Here is an 18,881-nt window from a genome sequence, read left to right as displayed (position 1 = left end):
GCGTCGAGCTTTAGCATCGGCACGCAGCGACAACTTTTTGCTCGCACAAGTACTTTTAAAATGCTGCCTTTCGAATGGACTCGAACATGTTCAGACCCACCGTCGGACCGATTGTCGGCCACACCACGACCGACCACGCACGAATATTCCTGCGCGGCGACAAAGCCCCCAAGCTTCCGGTATTCGCAGGACTTCGTTACAGACGCCAGGGCGATACGAGATGGACGAATGAACATTTCATTCAATTGCACGCCTATCGCGATATGACCGATGTGATCGTTTTGAGGAACCTGCAAGACGGCACCGTCTATGAATACCAGGCCGGGTGGTTTACCGCGCCTCACAAAGACGCCACGCAAGCGTCTCGACAATGGCCCGAGGACATCCATCGGTTACGCACGCCGACGGCGGATACCGGCATTCCACACGCTTATATCGTCGGTTCTTGCCGTTATCTGCGCATCACCGCCGGCGCTCCCTCAGCCCCCGAACTCGGGGACCGCACGTTCGCCGGCATCCAGCGTATCGTGGACCAGGCCAATCCACCAATCAGCGGCGTATTGATGGCGGGGGACCAGGTTTATCTCGACGATTTGAACATTGTGGCCCCGGACCGGACCTACAAAGACATCCTGTTCAAATACCGCACTGTCTTTTCTCAACCCAACATCAGCAAGTTGATGTCCGCCGTACCGACTTACATGATCCTCGACGACCATGAAATCGAAGACAACTGGCCCGCCAACAGACAAGTCGATGACGACATTCTCTACGCCAACGCCATGAGCGCCTATGGCCTCTATCAAGCCAGCCATAGCCCGGCCCACGCACTATCAAGCGACGGCAAATTGAACAGGTCGCTGCCGCACTACTGGTATCAGTTCGCTCACGGCGATATCGAATGGTTCGTCACCGACAGCCGGACACGACGCAACTTGTCGATGGCCGACCGACGCATACTGGATATCGAGCAGGAGCGGTCGTTGCTCGACTGGCTCATGAACAGCACCGCCCGGGTCAAATTCATCGTCACCAGCGTCATGTTCTACCCCGACCGCATACTCAATGATGGCGACGCCTGGCAGGCGTTCCCGCAACAGCGTCTTCGATTGCTGGAGTGCATTCGTCGCCATGGGATAAGAAACGTAATCATCGTGTCCGGTGACGTCCACGGCTCCATGACCAGCCGCCTGTGTCACAGCGAGGATGCCGATTTCGAGCTGCACACCATCGTTGCCTCGCCGTTTTGCAACAGTGAGCTGCTGCCTTACGCCGCCACTTCGGATTTTATTTTCAAGCCACCCATGACCCGGACCGAAAACGGTAACTATCAGTATGAGCTGACCAGCACAGTGGTCAGCCAGGACAACTTCGCGCACCTGCATGTCTCGACCCAGAGCCTTCACGTGACCTTTCACGACCGTGACGGCTACCCTTTGCAGCGAGTCGATATCCCGTTGCGCTGACGAACGGTATTCCCTTGCAGGCCCTCTGATCGGCTGACGACTGGAGAAATCCGCTTATTGGCCGATAAGGTTTATAGCACTTAGCCTTCATCTCTCTTGTCAGCCAGTGTCGCAATGATGCAACCTTGCGGCAATCCTTGATAACGAGGGGCGTCAGCCCGGCGCGATCAGCATTCTCGAAGCGAGTTTCCCCATGAAAAGCCAACCCGATGCCGCCAGCCGTATGGCGGCCGAGGTAGTGACGCAGTTACCGGTGCCCTCGCGGCTCGGTATGCTGCGTTTCGAGCGGCTGAATGAAGCGAGCTGGGCACTGCTGTTCCTCGACCCCAATTGCGAACGTTACTTCGGCCTGCCGGCGGTAGAGCTTTGCTCACTGGTCAGCTCGCCCTATGCCAGCCTGATGGAGCCTGAAGCGCGCTACCAGCTGCATGATGCCATTCAAGAACAACTGGCCCAGGCCCCGCATTACCTGATCCGCTATACGCTTCACACCTCCAAGGGCCCCATGAACCTGCTGGAAATGGGTGAAGCGTACAAACAGCACAATCGCCACCTGCTGCGCGGCTACCTGATGGCGGTGGACAACCTGCTGCAAAACGAGCCATCGATGCCGGCCCTGGATCTGGAAACCCAGAACTCGCGCCTGCAGATAGCCCTGGAGCTGAACCAGCGCGCCCAGCAAGAGCAACTTCAGCATCTGGACCGCGTGCGCGCCCAGCAGGACCTCATCCTGCTGCTGACCCGCCAGCGCTACAGCGCCAATAATTCCTTGCTCGAAGCAGCCGAACTCATCACCCGCAGCGCCTGCGACATCTACCAGATCGATTGCGCCAGCATCTGGAACCTGGAGGACGACAAGCTGGTGCCGATCTCCGCCTACAACCGTGCTTCCCAGGAATACTTTCGGCCGGACGTGATCGACGCCAATGAGTACCCTGACTACATGGAAGCGCTGCAGACCTGCCGCGCCATTGATGCCCATAACGCGACACGCGACCCACGCACCCGGGAAATGGCTGAAAACCTGCGCGCCCGCAACGTCAACGCCATGCTCGATGCCAGCGTGCGGATCGATGGTCAGGTGGTGGGCGTGCTGTGCCTGGAACAGGTGGGCGCCACCCGTGCCTGGCAGTCGGACGAGATCGCCTTTGCCGGTGAACTGGCGGACCAGTTCGCCCAGGTCATCAACAACCACAACCGACGCATCGCCACCAGTGCCCTGCACTTGTTCCAGCGAGCAGTGGAACAAAGCGCCAACGCGTTCCTGCTGGTCAACTGCGATGGCGTGGTGGAGTACGTCAACCCGAGCTTCACCGCCATCACTCAATACACCACCGAGGAAGTCCACGGCCAACGCCTGTCCGAACTGCCGGCCCTGGAAAACCTCAGCGAGCTGCTGTTCGACGCTCCCTCGGCCCTGGCCCAGAGCAATAGCTGGCAAGGCGAGTTCAAGAGTCGACGCAAGAATCTGGAACCCTACTGGGGCCAACTGTCGATTTCCAAGGTCTACGGCGACAACCGCGAGCTGACCCACTATATCGGCATCTACGAAGACGTTACCCAGACCAAGCTGGCGCAGCAGCGCATCGAGCGCCTGGCCTACACAGACAACCTGACCAACCTGGGCAATCGACCGGCGTTCATTCGCAATCTCGATGAACGCTTCGCCCGGGACAGTGACTCGCCCATCAGCCTGCTGCTGGTGGACATCGACAACTTCAAGCGAATCAATGACAGCCTCGGCCACCAGACCGGTGACAAACTGCTGATCAGCCTGGCCCGGCGCTTGCGCAACAGCCTGAGCCCCAGCGGCAGCCTGGCACGCTTCGCCAGCAACGAATTCGCCGTGCTGCTGGATGACACCGACCTGGAGGTTGGCCAACAGGTCGCCAGCCAGTTGCTGATGACGCTCGACAAGCCGATGTTCGTCGATAATCAGTTGATCAGCGTGACCGGCTCCGTGGGCCTGGCCTGTGCCCCGCTGCATGGCCGTGACCCCCAGACCCTGATGCGCAACGCCGGACTCGCCCTGCACAAGGCCAAGGCCAACGGCAAGCATCAGGTCCAGGTCTTCACCGAAGCACTGAACGCCGAGGCCAGCTACAAGCTGTTCGTGGAAAACAACCTGCGCCGCGCCCTGACCCAGAACGAGCTCGACGTGTTCTACCAGCCCAAGCTGTGCCTGCGCAGCGGCCGCCTGCTGGGCATGGAAGCGCTGCTGCGTTGGAACCATCCGGAAAAAGGCATGATCCGACCGGACCAGTTCATCAGCGTGGCCGAAGAAACCGGCCTGATCATCCCCATCGGCAAATGGATCGCCCGCCAGGCCTGCCGCATGAGCAAGCAGTTGACCGCCGCCGGCCTGGGCAACCTGCAGGTGGCGATCAACCTGTCGCCCAAGCAGTTTTCCGACCCGGACCTGGTTGCCTCGATTGCCAGTATCCTGAAGGAAGAACAACTGCCCTCACGACTGCTGGAACTGGAGCTGACCGAAGGCCTGCTGCTGGAAGCCACCGAAGACACCCACTTGCAACTTGACCAACTCAAGCGCCTGGGCCTGACCCTGGCCATGGACGACTTCGGTACCGGCTATTCGTCCCTGAGCTACCTGAAGAAATTCCCGATCGACATCATCAAGATCGATCGCAGCTTCATCCATGAGATCCCGGACAACCAGGACGACATGGAAATCACTTCCGCGGTGATCGCCATGGCCCACAACCTGAAACTCAAGGTGGTGGCCGAGGGAATCGAAACCGCCCAGCAACTGGCCTTCCTGCGTCGCCATCGCTGCGATGTCGGCCAGGGCTACCTGTTCGACCGGCCAATCCCCGGTGCGGAGCTGATCGAGAAGCTCAAGCGCTACCCGCGCGGCCCAATTGACTGACAGCGCTGTAACACTCGGGCACACTGACAGTCTTATTGCTTGAACTCGCTCAACTCAATCTGACTGAGAGGACTGATGATGGTCTTGCGCTCGGAAATTCTGGTGAACAAAAACGTGCTCCCTACTCAAGAACAAGCTCTGCCTGGCCGTGAAACCCCGATCAAGGTTCCGGATCAACACTTCGTCAACGGCAATCCACTGCTCGGCCCGTTTCCGGGCAATGTAGAGTTCGCGATTTTCGGCCTGGGCTGTTTCTGGGGCGCGGAACGTCGTTTCTGGCAACGTGAGGGGGTCTACAGCACCTCGGTGGGCTACGCCGGCGGCTTCACCCCCAACCCGACCTACGAAGAGGTCTGCTCGGGCCTGACCGGCCACAGCGAAGTGGTGCTGGTGGTCTACGAACCGGAAAAGGTCAGCTACGAAGAACTGCTGGCAATGTTCTGGGAATTGCACAACCCGACCCAGGGCATGCGCCAGGGTAACGATATCGGCACTCAGTATCGCTCGGTGATCTATTGCACCAAGCCTGAACAACTGGAAGCGGCGAAGAAGAGCAAGGCGGTGTTCCAGGCTGAACTGACCAAGGCCGGCCTCGGGGAAATCACCACCGAGATCGATGAAGCGCCGACGTTCTACTATGCCGAGGCTTACCATCAACAGTACCTGGCGAAGAACCCCGAGGGCTATTGCGGGATTGGCGGGACAGGCGTGACCTGCCCCATCTGACTTTCGAGCCTCGAAAAGCTTCGCGAGCAAGCCCGCTCCCACCCTGGTCCGGGGTGAACACAACATCCATGTTCACCACCAACCCCCTGTGGGAGCGGGCTTGCTCGCGAAAGCGGTGGGTCAGCTTGCATGGATGTTGAATGTACCGCCGCCTTCGCGAGCAGGCTCGCTCCCACCCTGGTCCGGGGTGGACACAACATCCATGTTCACCACCAACCCCCTGTGGGAGCGAGCCTGCTCGCGATAGCGTCCTGCCAGACAGCATCAAACTCGCGGATCAGCGCTCGGCAATCAACCAATCCATCTGCCATCCACCCTGGGTCTGCCCGAGCTTTTTCGACAGCCAAGGCAGCAATTCACGCAATTCCTCTTCCAGCCCCCACGGCGGGTTGGCAATCGCCAGGCCGGAGCCGTTCAGGCTGTCGGGAGTGGCGAGCGGATGCACCAGCAATTCCACTCGCAACAGCTTTGGCGCGCCCGTGCCGGCCAGATCCTGATAGAAGCGACGCAGCATCCGCTGATCCTTCACCGGGTACCAGATCGCCGCCACCGTCTGACGCATCCGGCCGATGGCCTCCTTGAGGGAGGCGGCACAGCGCTGCATTTCATCAAGCTTCTCGAAGGGCGGATCGATCAGCATCAAGCCGCGTTTTTCTGCCACCGGCAGCAAGGCACGGGTGACGTGCCAGCCCTCACCCAGATGCACCGCCACGCGACGATCACCCTTCATGTTGTCCTTGAGCAGCACACCGTCTTCAGGGTGCTTTTCATTGAGCAAGACCCTATCCTGCGAGCGCGTCAGACGCCGCGCCAGCTCCGGTGAGCCCGGGTAATAGCGCAACTGTCCGTCCGGGTTCATCTCGTGCAGCACTTTCATGTAGTCGGCGGTCAGCGGCGGTAAATCGTCCTGTCCCCATAAGCGCGCGATGCCTTCCAGGTATTCACCGGTACGATTGGCCTGGTCGCCCAGCAGGTCATACAACCCGATGCCCGCATGGGTATCGAGGTAGGCGAAGGGCTGCTCCTTGCGCGCCATCAGTGCGATAAGGCGGGTCAAGGTCAGGTGTTTGAACACATCGGCGTGATTGCCGGCGTGGAAGGCGTGGCGATAGTTCATGGCGGCTCCTGCGAAGGGCGACGAGTTTACCTCGAAGCAGGTCGAACGTCAGGGTTTCACAGCTGAGCGGGCACAGGTATCCGCTCAGCCGACCTCTTGCATCAAGTACCCATGCAATTGCGCTTTTGACCCAGGGGCCGGCCCATGCACCTCCAGAAAATGCGCGATCTTGCGCCGCAGTATGCGCTCATCGACCCGCTCGGACAGGGAGGGATGCTCCTCGTCCAACCACCTGAGCAGGTTATCCAGCAGGCAGTCCATCGGGCCGCCGGCCAATTCTTTCAACAGCTCGGCCGGCACCTCCCACCAGGGGAACGTTCGGGGCGGCCGCTGAGCATTTCCCACTATCTCCAAGGCCCGACCATTGATCAGACAACGACTGATCGCCGACAGTAGCTGTCCGGCATCGACTTTGTCGGACTGCAGGATAGGTTGCACGAAACGCCCATCCCAAAAACGGAAAAAAGTCGATTGGCGGCCAGGCAACAGAACCTGGGTGAGCCCACGCAAATGTTCAGCGAGGCCCTCCTGCCCCACCGAAGACACTGCCAACCAACCCCAATCGAGCGAGTCGGTCGTCTCGATCCATTGAAGAAATTCACTGTCTGCGGCGACTGCGCCTACATAGGGCATGACGGGCTCCCAGTCAGCGTAAGCCGTACCCGCCCAGATCGGACTGGGCACCAATGCCATCGAGCGTGCCCAGGCCGCCAATGGCTTGGCACTGCTGGCGTTGCTAAAGATGGCGAAGAGCTGCTCGGATGCTTGCAACGGCCGCTGTCGAAGCCAAGCGTGGGGCGACTGACCCGTACTCATGGACGCTCCTGAATATCAGCGGGCCTGGAAAACGCGGGCAACGGTGCGCAGACGCCGTCCTTGCACCGCTCACACTCTGCGCAAAACGGCGCCTGGCCTTGCAGGCTGAGGATTTGCGCCCACGACAGTGGAGCGGCCACGGCCGCGACAAGCCTCTCGGGATGTCCCGGCGCACCCGGCGCCGCTCTTGTAGCCGCCATCGGCCCACCCCCGACCCCGATGGGCACGCTGCTGGTAATCCCTCCCGCACCGATGTTGATCCAGTGGCCACCGGCCTGAATGGTCGCACTGGCACCGCCGTCCAGCACGATCTGCTGGCCAGCACTGACATGGAAATGCTGACTGGCAGTGAACGCCTGGCTGGTCACTCGAACGTGCCGTTCGCCAGTCACCACCAAGTGATCGTCCTGCCGGACTTCGACCTGGCGCCGCCCATGGGTGACACGCAACTCTTCGGCCTTGAGTTCATGCCGCGCCGTGCCGGAGACGACAACGCTGCGCTCATGATCGACCTGCACGCGCTGGTCATGGAGCACATGCTGGGTCCAGTTTCGCTGGGCCCGCAGGTAGATCTCCTCGGCACCCTTGCGATCCTCGATGCGCAGCTCGTTGTAACCACCGCCGCCAGGGCTGCTCTGGCTGCGCAATATGCTGCGGGTCTTATCCGCCGGCAGATCCAGCGGTAACGGGTTGGCACCGTTGGGCAAGCAACCCACCACCAGCGGCCTGTCCACATCACCATCCATGAAACCCACCAGGACTTCCATGCCGACCCGGGGAATCATCACACTGCCATATCGATCATGGGCCCAGCCGGTGGCCACCCGCAGCCAGCAACTGGAATGTTCGTCACGCTTGCCGTCACGGTCCCAGATCATTTGCACCTTGACCCGTCCGAACTCGTCGCAATGAATTTCGCTATCGACAGGCCCGCTCACCACCGCTGGCTGATAACCGTGGGCTGGAGGTTTCTCATGATGCAGCGGCGGACGAAAGAACACGTCCCACGGCGTCGCAAGAAAGGTATTGCTGTAGCCCTGGAATTCATCCGCGCCTTCCGTAACCGTATCCTCCAACACTTGCGGCTGGCGACCGCGGTGGGTGATCTGCGTCAGCAGCCACAGGTCGTTCCACTGCCCGCGCGGGTGTCCATCGATTGGCATGAAATGCCCACTGACGAGAGCACTTTGGTCGCTGCGCCCTTCGGCCAGGCGCAAATCCGCGCCATGACGCTCCAACGCACGCCGGGTCAGGTGCCGGCCATGTTCGCGGTCTGAAAAATGACCGGGGTAGCGATAGTCCTCCAGCACGGGTTGCTGCCGGCTGTCCAGGCTGGTTTGCAAGGACAGGCCGGGGTTGCGGAAATCGTAGTCGCACAGCGTCACCGCACTGGTCCGGGTCTGGAGTCGAACAGCCAGCCGCTTGATCGACGGCGCCCCGGCGGCCATGCCACTGCCCGGCAGATACAGCGTCGATTCGGGCAAACGGGGGAACACTGTCTGGTCGTCACCGAAAACCAGCAGATGGCCTTCAGGACTGTGACGGAAGTGGTAATGAATACCAGCCTCGGCACCGATGCGCTCGATGAATGCCAGATCACTTTCAGCGAATTGCACACAGTATTCCCGCTCGGGGTATTGCCCGCTGAGGCTGAACTGAAACGCATCGCCATGGATGCCATGGTCCTTCAAGACCCGCGCAATGATCGACGGCACGCTCAAATGCTGGAAAATCCGCCGGTTGATACGGTGACGCAGGTACGCCAGGCGCGGCACCAGACTGACCTGGTAACGGGTCAGGCGCTTGCCCGAATCGCCCTGGGCCACGCTGTAGACCTGACCGTGAATGCCACGCCCCTGATGATCGAAGGTCAGGTAGGCCTGGCGATGCAGCAGCGCTTCCAGTTCCAGGTCCGGTCGCTCACTTACCAGTTCCAGGTCAAAGCGATAGGGCTGGCTGATGGTTTCCCGGCCCGTGAACTCAAGTACCTTGAGTTCATTCGGCCCACTGTCGAGCGTCAGGGTGAAACGCGGTTGGTTGGCAGGCGCGAACATCCGATGTATCTCAGCAGAATGAAAGATGGGGGATTCTGCATGAGTCGCACGGAGAGTTGACGGGACGTCATGAAAAACAGATTTGCCTTACAAACAGGGAGATTACAGTCGCAAAAGCGCGGCGTATTTTCCGATAGACACGTTCTGCGTCGTGGCCGGCCTTCATACGAATGGCTCAGCAATTTCTTACACCATGACGGCCCTCGGTACTGCACGCGGGCGTGATAACGTGCCTTTGTCGCAAAAAGCAAAGGACGCCCCCATGACGGCTCGTTACGCAAAAATCGCAATGACCCTGGCACTCGCCGCATTCGCCTTCCTGACCGTGTTCAACAACGTCACGGACTACCGCTCCAATTTCAACTTCGTCCAGCACGTGCTGAGCATGGACACCACCTTCCCGGACAACGCCGCCCGTTACCGCGCCATCGCCCAGCCATGGATGTGGCATGGAGCCTACTGGCTGATCATTCTCGGCGAAGCGATCACGGCAGGGTTGTTGAGCTATGGCGCGCTGGAGTTGTGGCTGGCACGCAGAGCTGATAGCAAGGTTTTCACGCAGGCCAAACGCTGGGTCATCGCCGGCCTGACAATGGGCTTCTTCGTCTGGTTTTTTGGCTTCATGGTCGTCGGCGGCGAATGGTTTCTGATGTGGCAATCGGAAATCTGGAATGGCCAGGATGCCGCGTTCAGGTTCTACATGGCGATACTGGGTGTTTTGATCTTTCTCAATCAACCCGATGCCAGTCCAGACTGAGACCCAATAAGAAACGGCCCGTCTCCATTGGCGACGGGCCGTTTCTCGATACAGCTTTCAGCGAGCCATCGAGGCCTCGCCAAACAGGCTTACTGGTTCAGGCGGAAATCTTTTTCGGCCGCTTCGAAGCGCTGCAGCATGCCGGAGGTAGGCGTACCCATCTTGCTGACGAAATAGATGGCCAGGCTGGCGAAGATAAAGCCCGGAATGATTTCGTACAGGCCCAGCAGCTCGAAGTGCTTCCAGACGATAACGGTAATCGCACCCACCAGGATGCCGGCCAGTGCGCCGTTACGGGTCATGTTTTTCCAGATCACGGAGATCAGGACCACAGGACCGAATGCGGCACCGAAACCGGCCCAGGCGTAGCTCACCAGACCCAGTACACGGTTGCTCGGATTGGCCGCCAGGGCAATGGCGACCAGCGCCACCAGCAGCACCATGGCACGGCCGACCCAGACCAGTTCCACCTGGGATGCGCTCTTGCGCAGGAAGGTCTTGTAGAAGTCTTCGGTCAGGGCGCTGGAACACACCAGCAGTTGGCAGCTAAGAGTGCTCATCACCGCCGCCAGGATGGCCGACAGCAGGACACCGGCAACCCATGGGTTGAAGAGAATCTTCGCCAACTCGATGAACACGCGCTCAGGGTTTTCGGTCACGGCACCGGCAACTTCAGGGTGTGCCGAGAAGTACGCGATACCGAAGAAGCCAACGGCCACGGTACCGCCCAGGCACAGGATCATCCAGGTCATGGAGATGCGACGGGCCTTGGTGATGGACTTGACCGAGTCAGCCGCCATGAAGCGCGCCAGGATGTGCGGCTGGCCAAAATACCCCAGGCCCCAGCCCATCAGCGAGATGATGCCGATGAAGGTGGTGTTCTTCAGCATGTCGAACGACGTCGGGTCTTTCGCCTCGATGGCCAGGAACGTGGTGTCCACGCCGCCGGTGGCCAGCAACACGATGATCGGCGTCAGAATCAGCGCGAAGATCATCAGGGTGGCTTGTACCGTGTCAGTCCAGCTCACGGCCAGGAACCCACCCACGAAGGTATAGGCGATGGTCGCCGCTGCACCGGCCCACAGCGCGGTCTCGTAGGACATGCCGAAGGTGCTTTCGAACAGGCGGGCACCGGCCACGATGCCGGAAGCACAGTAGATGGTGAAGAACACCAGAATGACCACCGCAGAGATGATACGAAGCACACCGCTCTTGTCTTCGAAACGGCTGGCAAAGTAGTCCGGCAGCGTCAGAGCGTCGCCGTTATGCTCGGTCTGCACCCGCAGGCGACCAGCCACGAACAGCCAGTTCAGGTAGGCACCGATGATCAGGCCGATGGCGATCCAGCCTTCCGACAGGCCGGACATATAGATGGCACCGGGCAAGCCCATCAACAACCAGCCACTCATATCCGAGGCACCGGCGGATAATGCCGTCACGACGCTGCCCAGGCTGCGGCCGCCCAGGATGTAATCGGAAAGGTTGTTGGTGGAGCGATAAGCCATCAGACCGATCAGGACCATGGCTGCGATATAGATCACGAAGGTGATCAGGGTGGGATTACTAACACTCATGAGTTACGCCCTGGCTTTGTTTTTATGTAGCGGTGGCAGAGAAAGCGTCGACAACGCAGACGCGTGGCGACGATTTGCAGACCCGCGAATATATGACTGATGTTTCCCCAGGAAAGCCATCAGCCGATGCCCCTCGGCTTGGAACCGGTTGCACCTTGGCTGTGAATGCTATTCAACAAACGAAATAAGGTGCAACCAGTTTCGTTCAAATCAGTTGCACCTGATCGGTTTTCTTGAAAAAACCGGCTTTTTTGCTCCCTTTTAGTGCAGTCGATCAGGTCCGGCTAGAAGCCAAAGCACTAAGGCAGTGCGAGATAGACCTGCCACGTTTTTATTCCTGACGGACTGCCTGATATTTCGTCAAAAAAAGGGTTGCACCCGGTTGCACCTCAATCAGCTCGCAGCTAATCTTGCGCCAGCTGATGCCACGCCGTACGTGGTAAACATGAGGATAAAAATATGGCTACCACCACCCTTGGGGTCAAACTCGATGACCCGACCCGCGAACGCCTCAAGGCGGCCGCTACCTCGATTGATCGCACGCCTCACTGGCTGATCAAGCAGGCAATCTTCAATTACCTGGAGAAACTCGAGGGTGGTGCAACCCTGACCGAGCTGAACGGCTCGGTCCGCGCAGACGGCGACGACGCTGGCGATGTCCAGGTCGACCACGCCCACCAGTGCTTCCTGGAATTTGCCGAAAGCATCCTGCCGCAATCGGTGCTGCGCGCCTCCATCACCGCCGCCTACCGCCGCCCCGAGCCGGAAGTGGTGCCGATGCTGATCGAACAGGCTCGCCTGCCGGCCGAAATGGCTGAAGCCACCAACAAGCTGGCGGCGTCGATTGCAGAGAAACTGCGCAACCAGAAGAGTGCCGGCGGCCGTGCCGGTATTGTTCAGGGCCTGTTGCAGGAGTTCTCCCTGTCATCCCAGGAAGGCGTGGCGCTGATGTGCCTGGCCGAAGCACTGCTGCGTATCCCGGACAAAGGCACACGTGACGCGCTGATCCGCGACAAGATCAGCACCGGCAACTGGCAACCGCACCTGGGCAATAGCCCGTCGCTGTTCGTCAATGCCGCGACCTGGGGCCTGCTGCTGACCGGCAAGCTGGTCGCCACCCACAACGAAGCCGGCCTGACTTCCTCCCTGAGCCGTATCATTGGCAAAAGCGGCGAGCCGATGATCCGCAAGGGTGTCGACATGGCCATGCGCTTGATGGGCGAACAGTTCGTCACCGGCGAGACCATCGCCGAAGCCCTGGCCAACGCCAGCAAATTCGAGTCCAAGGGTTTCCGTTATTCCTACGACATGCTGGGTGAAGCCGCACTCACCGAGCATGACGCTCAGAAATACCTGGCCTCGTACGAACAAGCCATCCATTCCATCGGCAAAGCCTCCCATGGCCGTGGGATCTATGAAGGTCCAGGCATTTCCATCAAGCTTTCGGCCCTGCATCCGCGTTACAGCCGCGCCCAGTACGAACGCGTCATGGACGAGTTGTACCCGCGCCTGCTGTCGCTGACCCTGCTGGCCAAGCAATACGACATCGGCCTGAACATCGACGCCGAAGAAGCCGACCGTCTCGAACTGTCCCTGGATCTGTTGGAGCGCCTGTGCTTCGAGCCGAAGCTGACCGGCTGGAACGGCATTGGCTTCGTGATCCAGGCGTACCAGAAGCGCTGCCCGTATGTGATCGACTATGTCATCGACCTGGCTCGCCGCAGCCGTCATCGCCTGATGATTCGCCTGGTAAAAGGCGCCTACTGGGACAGCGAGATCAAGCGCGCCCAGGTCGAGGGCCTGGAAGGCTATCCGGTGTATACCCGCAAGGTGTACACCGACGTTTCCTACATCGCTTGCGCACGCAAACTGCTGTCGGTGCCAGAAGTCATCTACCCGCAGTTCGCCACACACAACGCCCATACGCTGTCGGCCATCTATCACATCGCCGGTCAGAACTACTACCCGGGTCAGTATGAGTTCCAGTGCCTGCACGGCATGGGTGAACCGCTGTACGAACAGGTTGTAGGAAAGGTCTCCGAAGGCAAGCTGAACCGTCCGTGCCGCGTGTACGCCCCGGTCGGTACCCACGAAACGCTGCTGGCCTACCTGGTTCGTCGCTTGCTGGAAAACGGCGCCAACACCTCGTTCGTCAACCGCATCGCCGACCAGTCGATTTCCATTCAGGAACTGGTGGCCGACCCGGTTGCCAGCATCGAACAGATGGCGACCCTGGAAGGCGGTTTCGGCCTGCCGCACCCACGCATTCCACTGCCGCGCGATCTGTACGGCAGCGAACGCGCCAACTCCAGCGGCATCGACATGGCCAACGAACATCGCCTGGCCTCGCTGTCCTGCGCCCTGCTGGCGACAGCCCATAACGAATGGAAAGCCGCACCGATCCTCGGTTGCGCCGCCAGCGAAGAAACCCCGGCACCGGTGCTGAATCCATCCGACCACCGCGACGTGGTCGGCCACGTGCAGGAAGCCACGGTTGCAGACGTCGACAACGCCATCCAGTGCGCCCTCAACGCCGCACCGATCTGGCAAGCCACACCACCGGCAGAGCGCGCTGCGATTCTCGAGCGTGCCGCCGATCTGATGGAAGGCGAGATCCAGCCACTGATGGGCCTGCTGGCCCGTGAAGCCGGCAAAACCTTCGCCAATGCCATCGCCGAGGTCCGTGAGGCGGTGGACTTCCTGCGCTACTACGCGGTGCAGGCGCGCAACGACTTCACCAACGATGCCCACCGCCCGCTGGGCCCTGTGGTCTGCATCAGCCCGTGGAACTTCCCCTTGGCAATCTTCAGCGGCCAGGTCGCCGCCGCGTTGGCCGCCGGCAACCCGGTACTGGCCAAGCCGGCTGAACAAACGCCGCTGGTTGCCGCCCAAGCCGTACGCCTGATGATCGAGGCCGGCATTCCGGAAGGTGTGCTGCAGCTGCTGCCGGGCCGTGGCGAAACCGTCGGTGCCCGATTGGTGGGCGACGAGCGGGTCAAAGGCGTGATGTTCACCGGTTCCACCGAAGTCGCCCGACTGCTGCAACGCAACATCGCCGGTCGCCTGGACAACCAGGGTCGCCCGATCCCGCTGATCGCGGAAACCGGCGGCCAGAACGCCATGATCGTTGACTCCTCGGCCCTGACCGAACAAGTGGTGATCGACGTAGTGTCGTCGGCCTTCGACAGCGCCGGTCAGCGTTGCTCGGCCTTGCGGGTCCTGTGCTTGCAGGAAGATTCCGCGGACCGTGTCATCGAAATGCTCAAGGGCGCCATGGCCGAATCGCGCCTGGGCAATCCTGAGCGCCTGTCCGTCGACATCGGCCCAGTAATCGATGCCGAAGCCAAGGCCGGCATCGAGAAGCACATCCAGGCCATGCGCGACAAAGGTCGCACCGTGTACCAGATGGCAATCGCCGACAGCGACGAGTGCAAGCGCGGCACGTTCGTGATGCCGACCCTCATCGAACTGGAAAGCTTCGATGAGTTGCAACGCGAAATCTTTGGTCCGGTGCTGCACGTGGTGCGCTACAAGCGCAAAGAGCTCGACCAGTTGATCAACCAGATCAACGCCTCCGGCTATGGCTTGACTCTGGGTGTGCATACCCGCATCGACGAGACTATCGCCAAGGTGATCGACAACGTCCATGCCGGCAACGTCTACGTGAACCGCAACATTGTCGGTGCCGTGGTCGGTGTACAGCCATTCGGTGGCGAAGGCCTGTCGGGCACCGGTCCGAAGGCCGGTGGTCCGCTGTACCTGTACCGTTTACTGTCGACACGTCCTACCGATGCGATCCAGCAATCCTTCGTCCGTAGCGACGCCGCCAGCGCCCCGGACGTGCGCTTGCGCGAAGCCATGAGCAAACCGCTGACCGCCCTGCAAGCCTGGGCCGACAGCCAGAAGCTCGCCGAACTGAGCACCCTGTGCGTGCAGTTCGCGGCCCAGTCCCAGAGTGGTATCACCCGCCAGTTGACCGGCCCGACCGGCGAACGTAACAGCTACGCCATCCTGCCACGCGAACATGTACTGTGCCTGGCCGACGTGGAAGGCGATCTGTTGACGCAACTGGCCGCCGTACTGGCCGTGGGTGGCTCGGCCGTATGGCCGGAAACCGACACGAGCAAGGCCTTGTTCGTCCGTTTGCCGAAGGATATTCAGTCACGCATCCAGCGGGTTTCCGACTGGACCAAGGACGATGTGGTGTACGACGCGGTCCTGCATCACGGCGACTCGGATCAACTGCGCAGCGTTTGCCAGCAAGTGGCCAAGCGTGCCGGCGCCATCGTCGGGGTCCATGGCTTGTCCCAGGGCGAAACCGGCATTGCGCTGGAACGCCTGGTGATCGAGCGGGCATTGAGCGTCAACACCGCTGCGGCGGGTGGTAACGCCAGCCTGATGACCATCGGTTAACGCCTTAGGCTGGGCAGCCGCAATGGTTGCCCAGCCTGCACAGCCTTGTGTGGGAGCCTGCTCGCGATAGCGTAGTCACATCAAAAACAGCTGTGACTGACAAACCGTCATCGCGAGCAGGCTCCCACATTGATTAGCGTCGGCCTCACCTCTCCATCACTGCCATCAATCATCCTGTTCAGCCTCTATTCCCGGTTCTAGACTCGGCCCCATTCCAAAGAAAGGTAGGCCGCCATGTCCGAGACGTTGCTCAGTTCCCGTAATCTGGCTTTCGAGCTGTATGAAGTCCTCGATGCCGAGGGCCTGACCCAGCGCGAGCGGTTCGCCGAGCACAATCGCGAAACCTTCGATGCGGCCATCGGCACGGCCCGCAGCATCGCCGAGAGATACTTCGCGCCGCACAACCGCAAGAATGATGAAAACGAACCACGCTACGAAGACGGCCAGGCCATCCTCATTCCAGAAGTGAAACCGGCCGTGGACGCCTTCCTCGAGGCTGGCTTTCTCAACGCCGCGCGCAGTTTCGAGGCGGGAGGCATGCAACTGCCCACGTTGCTGTCCCAGGCCTGCTTCGCACATTTTCAATCCGCCAACGCCGCTTCGACTTCCTACCCATTCCTGACCATGGGCGCCGCGAACCTGATCGAGAGCTTCGGCGATGAAGAGCAGAAACGCCGCTTCCTGCAGCCGATGATCGAGGGTCGCTTCTTCGGCACCATGGCTCTGACCGAACCCCATGCGGGCTCTTCGCTATCGGATATTCGTACACGCGCAGAGCCGGCGTCCGACGGTACTTATCGACTCAAGGGCAACAAAATCTTCATTTCCGGAGGCGATCATCCGCTGTCGGAAAACATCGTGCACATGGTCCTGGCGAAACTGCCGGACGCACCGCCCGGCGTTAAGGGCATCTCACTGTTTATCGTGCCCAAGTTCCTGGTCAACGATGACGGCAGCATCGGCCAACGTAACGACGTGCTCCTGGCCGGGCTGTTCCACAAGATGGGCTGGCGCGGAACCACCTCCACGGCGCTGAACTTTGGTGACAATGGTGAGTGTGTCGGTTACCTCGTAGGAAAACCGCACCACGGGTTGAGCTATATGTTCCAGATGATGAACGAGGCTCGGATCGGCGTCGGCATGGGCGCGGTGATGCTGGGTTACGCCGGCTATCTGTATTCCCTCGACTATGCCCGTGAACGCCCACAGGGGCGGGTTCCCGACAGCAAGGACCCGACCACAACTCCCGTGGCGATCATCCAGCACGCCGACGTGCGCCGCATGCTGCTGACCCAGAAAGCCTACGTTGAAGGCTCGTTCGACCTGGGCCTGTATGCGGCGCGGCTGTTCGACGACACCACCACCCTTGAAAGCGAAGCCGAGCGTCGACGGGCCCATGAACTGCTGGACTTGCTGACCCCGATCGTCAAATCCTGGCCCTCGGAGTTCTGCCTGAAGGCCAACGAACTGGCGATCCAGATTCTCGGCGGCCATGGTTACACCCGCGAGTACCCGGTCGAGCAGTATTACCGCGACAATCGCCTGAACCCGATCCACGAAGGCACCCACGGCATCCAGTCCCTGGACCTGTTGGGACGCAAACTGGCGCAGAACGGCGGCGCCGGGCTCAAGCAACTGATCCGCCTGGTAGCCGACACCACCGAACGCGCCCAGGCGCATGCATCATTGACGCCCTTGCGTCAGCCACTGGAAGCCCTGGTGGCGCGCCTGCAATCGGTCACCCTCGGCCTGCTGACGGACCTGGCCCAAGGCAAAGTCAACAGCAGCCTCGCCAATTCGGCGCTGTACCTCAAGGTGTTCGGTCATATGGTGATCGGCTGGCGCTGGCTGGAGCAGGCCATCCGTGCCGAGGAAGGCCTCGCCAGGGGCAATGCAGCCGATAGCGACTTCTATAACGGCAAGTTGCAGGCGGCGCGGTATTTTCTGACGTGGGAAGTGCCCGGTTGTCATCATGAGCTCGCGCTGCTGGAGGCACGGGATGACACGTGCCTGGAGATGCGGGACGAGTGGTTCTGAGCCGGATCGGTCTATCTCTTGCGGCTATACCCAGCCCCTCTGTGGGAGCGAGCCTGCTCGCGATGGCAGCCTTACAGCCGACCTACATCTGTGGGAATGGTCGGACAACCCTGCCGAATATTCCGACGACCCTAGGCGGTTGTCGGGAGGGAAGGGTTCTCGCTAATCTTTTTCCGTCGTTGTAATTGGATCGGCTTACATGAAAGGCAGGGGCGGTTGTCAGGACGCCTTCGCGAGCAGGCCCGCTCCCACATAGGCATCTGCGTGCCTCCTCTCAGCTCAACTTGAAGCCTCCCATCTGCCGAGCCAAATCATCCGCCAGGCGCTGCAAGGTCTGGCAATCCTCGCGACAAGCCCTGACTTCCCCAGCCGTAGCCCGAGCCAGATCAGAAATCCCCTGTACATTGCGGTTGATCTCCTCAGTCACCGCCGACTGCTCCTCAGTAGCCGTCGCCACCTGATGATTCATGTCGCTGATGCGCTCGACCTGCCCAGTGATCGCCGTCAGCGAAACACCGGTGCGCTGGCTCGACTCCACCCCGGTCCCCGTAGCCGCTTGCCCGATGTGCATGGACGACACCGCATTTTCCGCCCCTTGCTTGAGGCTACCGATGATCTGCTGGATTTCGTCAGTGGAAGTCTGGGTCCGTCGCGCCAGGGTACGGACTTCATCGGCCACTACGGCAAAGCCTCGTCCCATGTCACCGGCGCGGGCGGCTTCGATGGCGGCGTTCAGTGCCAGCAGGTTGGTCTGCTCAGAAATACCGCGAATCACCGCCAGCACCTGATCAATGGACGCCACCTGATCCGCCAGCTCGCCCACGGCCGCTGCCGCAACGCCTATTTCATCGGACATGCTCTCAATATGCCGAATCGAACCACCTACCACCTCCCGGGCCTGCAGTGCTTCATCCCGGGCGGTTTGAGACGCAACAGCGGCGTTGCCCGCATTCTGGGCGATTTCCTGCACTGTCAGGCCCATTTCGTGGACGGCAGTAGCAACCATGTCCGTCATCTCCTGCTGCCGACCGGAG

At 60.5% G+C, this 18,881-nt stretch carries 11 protein-coding genes; 6 read left to right on the top strand and 5 right to left on the bottom strand.

Annotated features, from left to right (window positions below):
* Window positions 1–86 precede the first annotated feature (86 nt).
* The 3 genes from QZH45_RS03290 (at window position 87) to msrA (ending at window position 5,079) form a co-directional block, all read left to right on the top strand.
* Entirely contained in the window at window positions 87–1,466 is a 1,380-nt protein-coding gene (locus QZH45_RS03290; protein WP_055135645.1) for an alkaline phosphatase D family protein, read from the top strand.
* Between the two features lie 193 nt (window positions 1,467–1,659).
* Window positions 1,660–4,353: a putative bifunctional diguanylate cyclase/phosphodiesterase gene (locus QZH45_RS03285; RefSeq protein ID WP_053193252.1), complete on the top strand. Its 2,694-nt coding sequence runs from the start codon at window positions 1,660–1,662 to the stop codon at window positions 4,351–4,353.
* 78 nt (window positions 4,354–4,431) lie between these two features.
* Window positions 4,432–5,079 (top strand): peptide-methionine (S)-S-oxide reductase MsrA, encoded by a 648-nt coding sequence (gene msrA, locus QZH45_RS03280; protein ID WP_024779845.1) that lies wholly within the window; start codon window positions 4,432–4,434, stop codon window positions 5,077–5,079.
* Window positions 5,080–5,356: 277 nt separating this feature from the next.
* On the opposite strand, the gene QZH45_RS03275 is transcribed toward msrA, so the two are convergent.
* From QZH45_RS03275 to QZH45_RS03265, 3 genes are all read right to left on the bottom strand, one after another.
* A complete protein-coding gene (locus tag QZH45_RS03275; RefSeq protein ID WP_024779846.1) occupies window positions 5,357–6,196 on the bottom strand; it encodes a 23S rRNA (adenine(2030)-N(6))-methyltransferase RlmJ in 840 nt (279 codons plus the stop codon).
* An 84-nt stretch (window positions 6,197–6,280) separates the two neighbouring features.
* Window positions 6,281–7,012, bottom strand: a complete 732-nt coding sequence (locus tag QZH45_RS03270) for a DUF4123 domain-containing protein (protein WP_024779847.1) — start codon at window positions 7,010–7,012, stop codon at window positions 6,281–6,283.
* Complete coding sequence (locus QZH45_RS03265) at window positions 7,009–9,066, bottom strand: type VI secretion system tip protein VgrG (RefSeq protein ID WP_024779848.1); 2,058 nt, start codon at window positions 9,064–9,066, stop codon at window positions 7,009–7,011. The genes QZH45_RS03270 and QZH45_RS03265 overlap by 4 nt, the downstream gene beginning before the upstream one ends.
* A 262-nt stretch (window positions 9,067–9,328) precedes the next feature.
* On the opposite strand from QZH45_RS03265, the gene QZH45_RS03260 reads away from it, so the two are divergent.
* On the top strand, window positions 9,329–9,823 hold the full coding sequence (locus QZH45_RS03260; protein WP_024779849.1) for a DUF2165 family protein: 495 nt from the start codon (window positions 9,329–9,331) through the stop codon (window positions 9,821–9,823).
* An 89-nt stretch (window positions 9,824–9,912) separates the two neighbouring features.
* Here QZH45_RS03260 and putP read toward each other — a convergent pair whose 3' ends face one another.
* Window positions 9,913–11,397 (bottom strand): sodium/proline symporter PutP, encoded by a 1,485-nt coding sequence (gene putP / locus QZH45_RS03255; protein WP_024779850.1) that lies wholly within the window; start codon window positions 11,395–11,397, stop codon window positions 9,913–9,915.
* Window positions 11,398–11,856: 459 nt separating this feature from the next.
* Here putP and putA point away from each other — a divergent pair, with 459 nt between their 5' ends.
* Window positions 11,857–15,810: a trifunctional transcriptional regulator/proline dehydrogenase/L-glutamate gamma-semialdehyde dehydrogenase gene (putA, locus tag QZH45_RS03250; RefSeq protein WP_024779851.1), complete on the top strand. Its 3,954-nt coding sequence runs from the start codon at window positions 11,857–11,859 to the stop codon at window positions 15,808–15,810.
* Between the two features lie 234 nt (window positions 15,811–16,044).
* Window positions 16,045–17,847: an acyl-CoA dehydrogenase gene (locus QZH45_RS03245; RefSeq protein WP_024779852.1), complete on the top strand. Its 1,803-nt coding sequence runs from the start codon at window positions 16,045–16,047 to the stop codon at window positions 17,845–17,847.
* A 274-nt stretch (window positions 17,848–18,121) separates the two neighbouring features.
* On the opposite strand, the gene QZH45_RS03240 is transcribed toward QZH45_RS03245, so the two are convergent.
* Window positions 18,122–18,853 carry a methyl-accepting chemotaxis protein gene (locus tag QZH45_RS03240; RefSeq protein ID WP_392396951.1) on the bottom strand — a complete coding sequence of 244 codons (732 nt, stop codon included), beginning with the start codon at window positions 18,851–18,853 and terminating at the stop codon, window positions 18,122–18,124.
* Window positions 18,854–18,881: the final 28 nt, after the last annotated feature.

It is taken from the genome of Pseudomonas corrugata, from assembly GCF_050920615.1.
Lineage (GTDB): Bacteria > Pseudomonadota > Gammaproteobacteria > Pseudomonadales > Pseudomonadaceae > Aquipseudomonas > Aquipseudomonas corrugata.
Note: the sequence above shows the minus strand (reverse complement) of the source record. Positions and strands in the feature narration are given on the sequence as shown.

What these genes read in the sequence shown, in the direction of transcription:
- QZH45_RS03265 (WP_024779848.1), bottom strand. Translation starts at nt 9,066, where the DNA reads ATGTTCGCGCCTGCCAACCAACCGCGTTTCACCCTGACGCTCGACAGT.
- QZH45_RS03285 (WP_053193252.1), top strand. Translation starts at nt 1,660, where the DNA reads ATGAAAAGCCAACCCGATGCCGCCAGCCGTATGGCGGCCGAGGTAGTG.
- QZH45_RS03245 (WP_024779852.1), top strand. Translation starts at nt 16,045, where the DNA reads ATGTCCGAGACGTTGCTCAGTTCCCGTAATCTGGCTTTCGAGCTGTAT.
- QZH45_RS03275 (WP_024779846.1), bottom strand. Translation starts at nt 6,196, where the DNA reads ATGAACTATCGCCACGCCTTCCACGCCGGCAATCACGCCGATGTGTTC.
- QZH45_RS03260 (WP_024779849.1), top strand. Translation starts at nt 9,329, where the DNA reads ATGACGGCTCGTTACGCAAAAATCGCAATGACCCTGGCACTCGCCGCA.
- QZH45_RS03290 (WP_055135645.1), top strand. Translation starts at nt 87, where the DNA reads ATGTTCAGACCCACCGTCGGACCGATTGTCGGCCACACCACGACCGAC.
- msrA (WP_024779845.1), top strand. Translation starts at nt 4,432, where the DNA reads ATGGTCTTGCGCTCGGAAATTCTGGTGAACAAAAACGTGCTCCCTACT.
- putP (WP_024779850.1), bottom strand. Translation starts at nt 11,397, where the DNA reads ATGAGTGTTAGTAATCCCACCCTGATCACCTTCGTGATCTATATCGCA.
- QZH45_RS03270 (WP_024779847.1), bottom strand. Translation starts at nt 7,012, where the DNA reads ATGAGTACGGGTCAGTCGCCCCACGCTTGGCTTCGACAGCGGCCGTTG.
- putA (WP_024779851.1), top strand. Translation starts at nt 11,857, where the DNA reads ATGGCTACCACCACCCTTGGGGTCAAACTCGATGACCCGACCCGCGAA.
- QZH45_RS03240 (WP_392396951.1), bottom strand. Translation starts at nt 18,853, where the DNA reads ATGGTTGCTACTGCCGTCCACGAAATGGGCCTGACAGTGCAGGAAATC.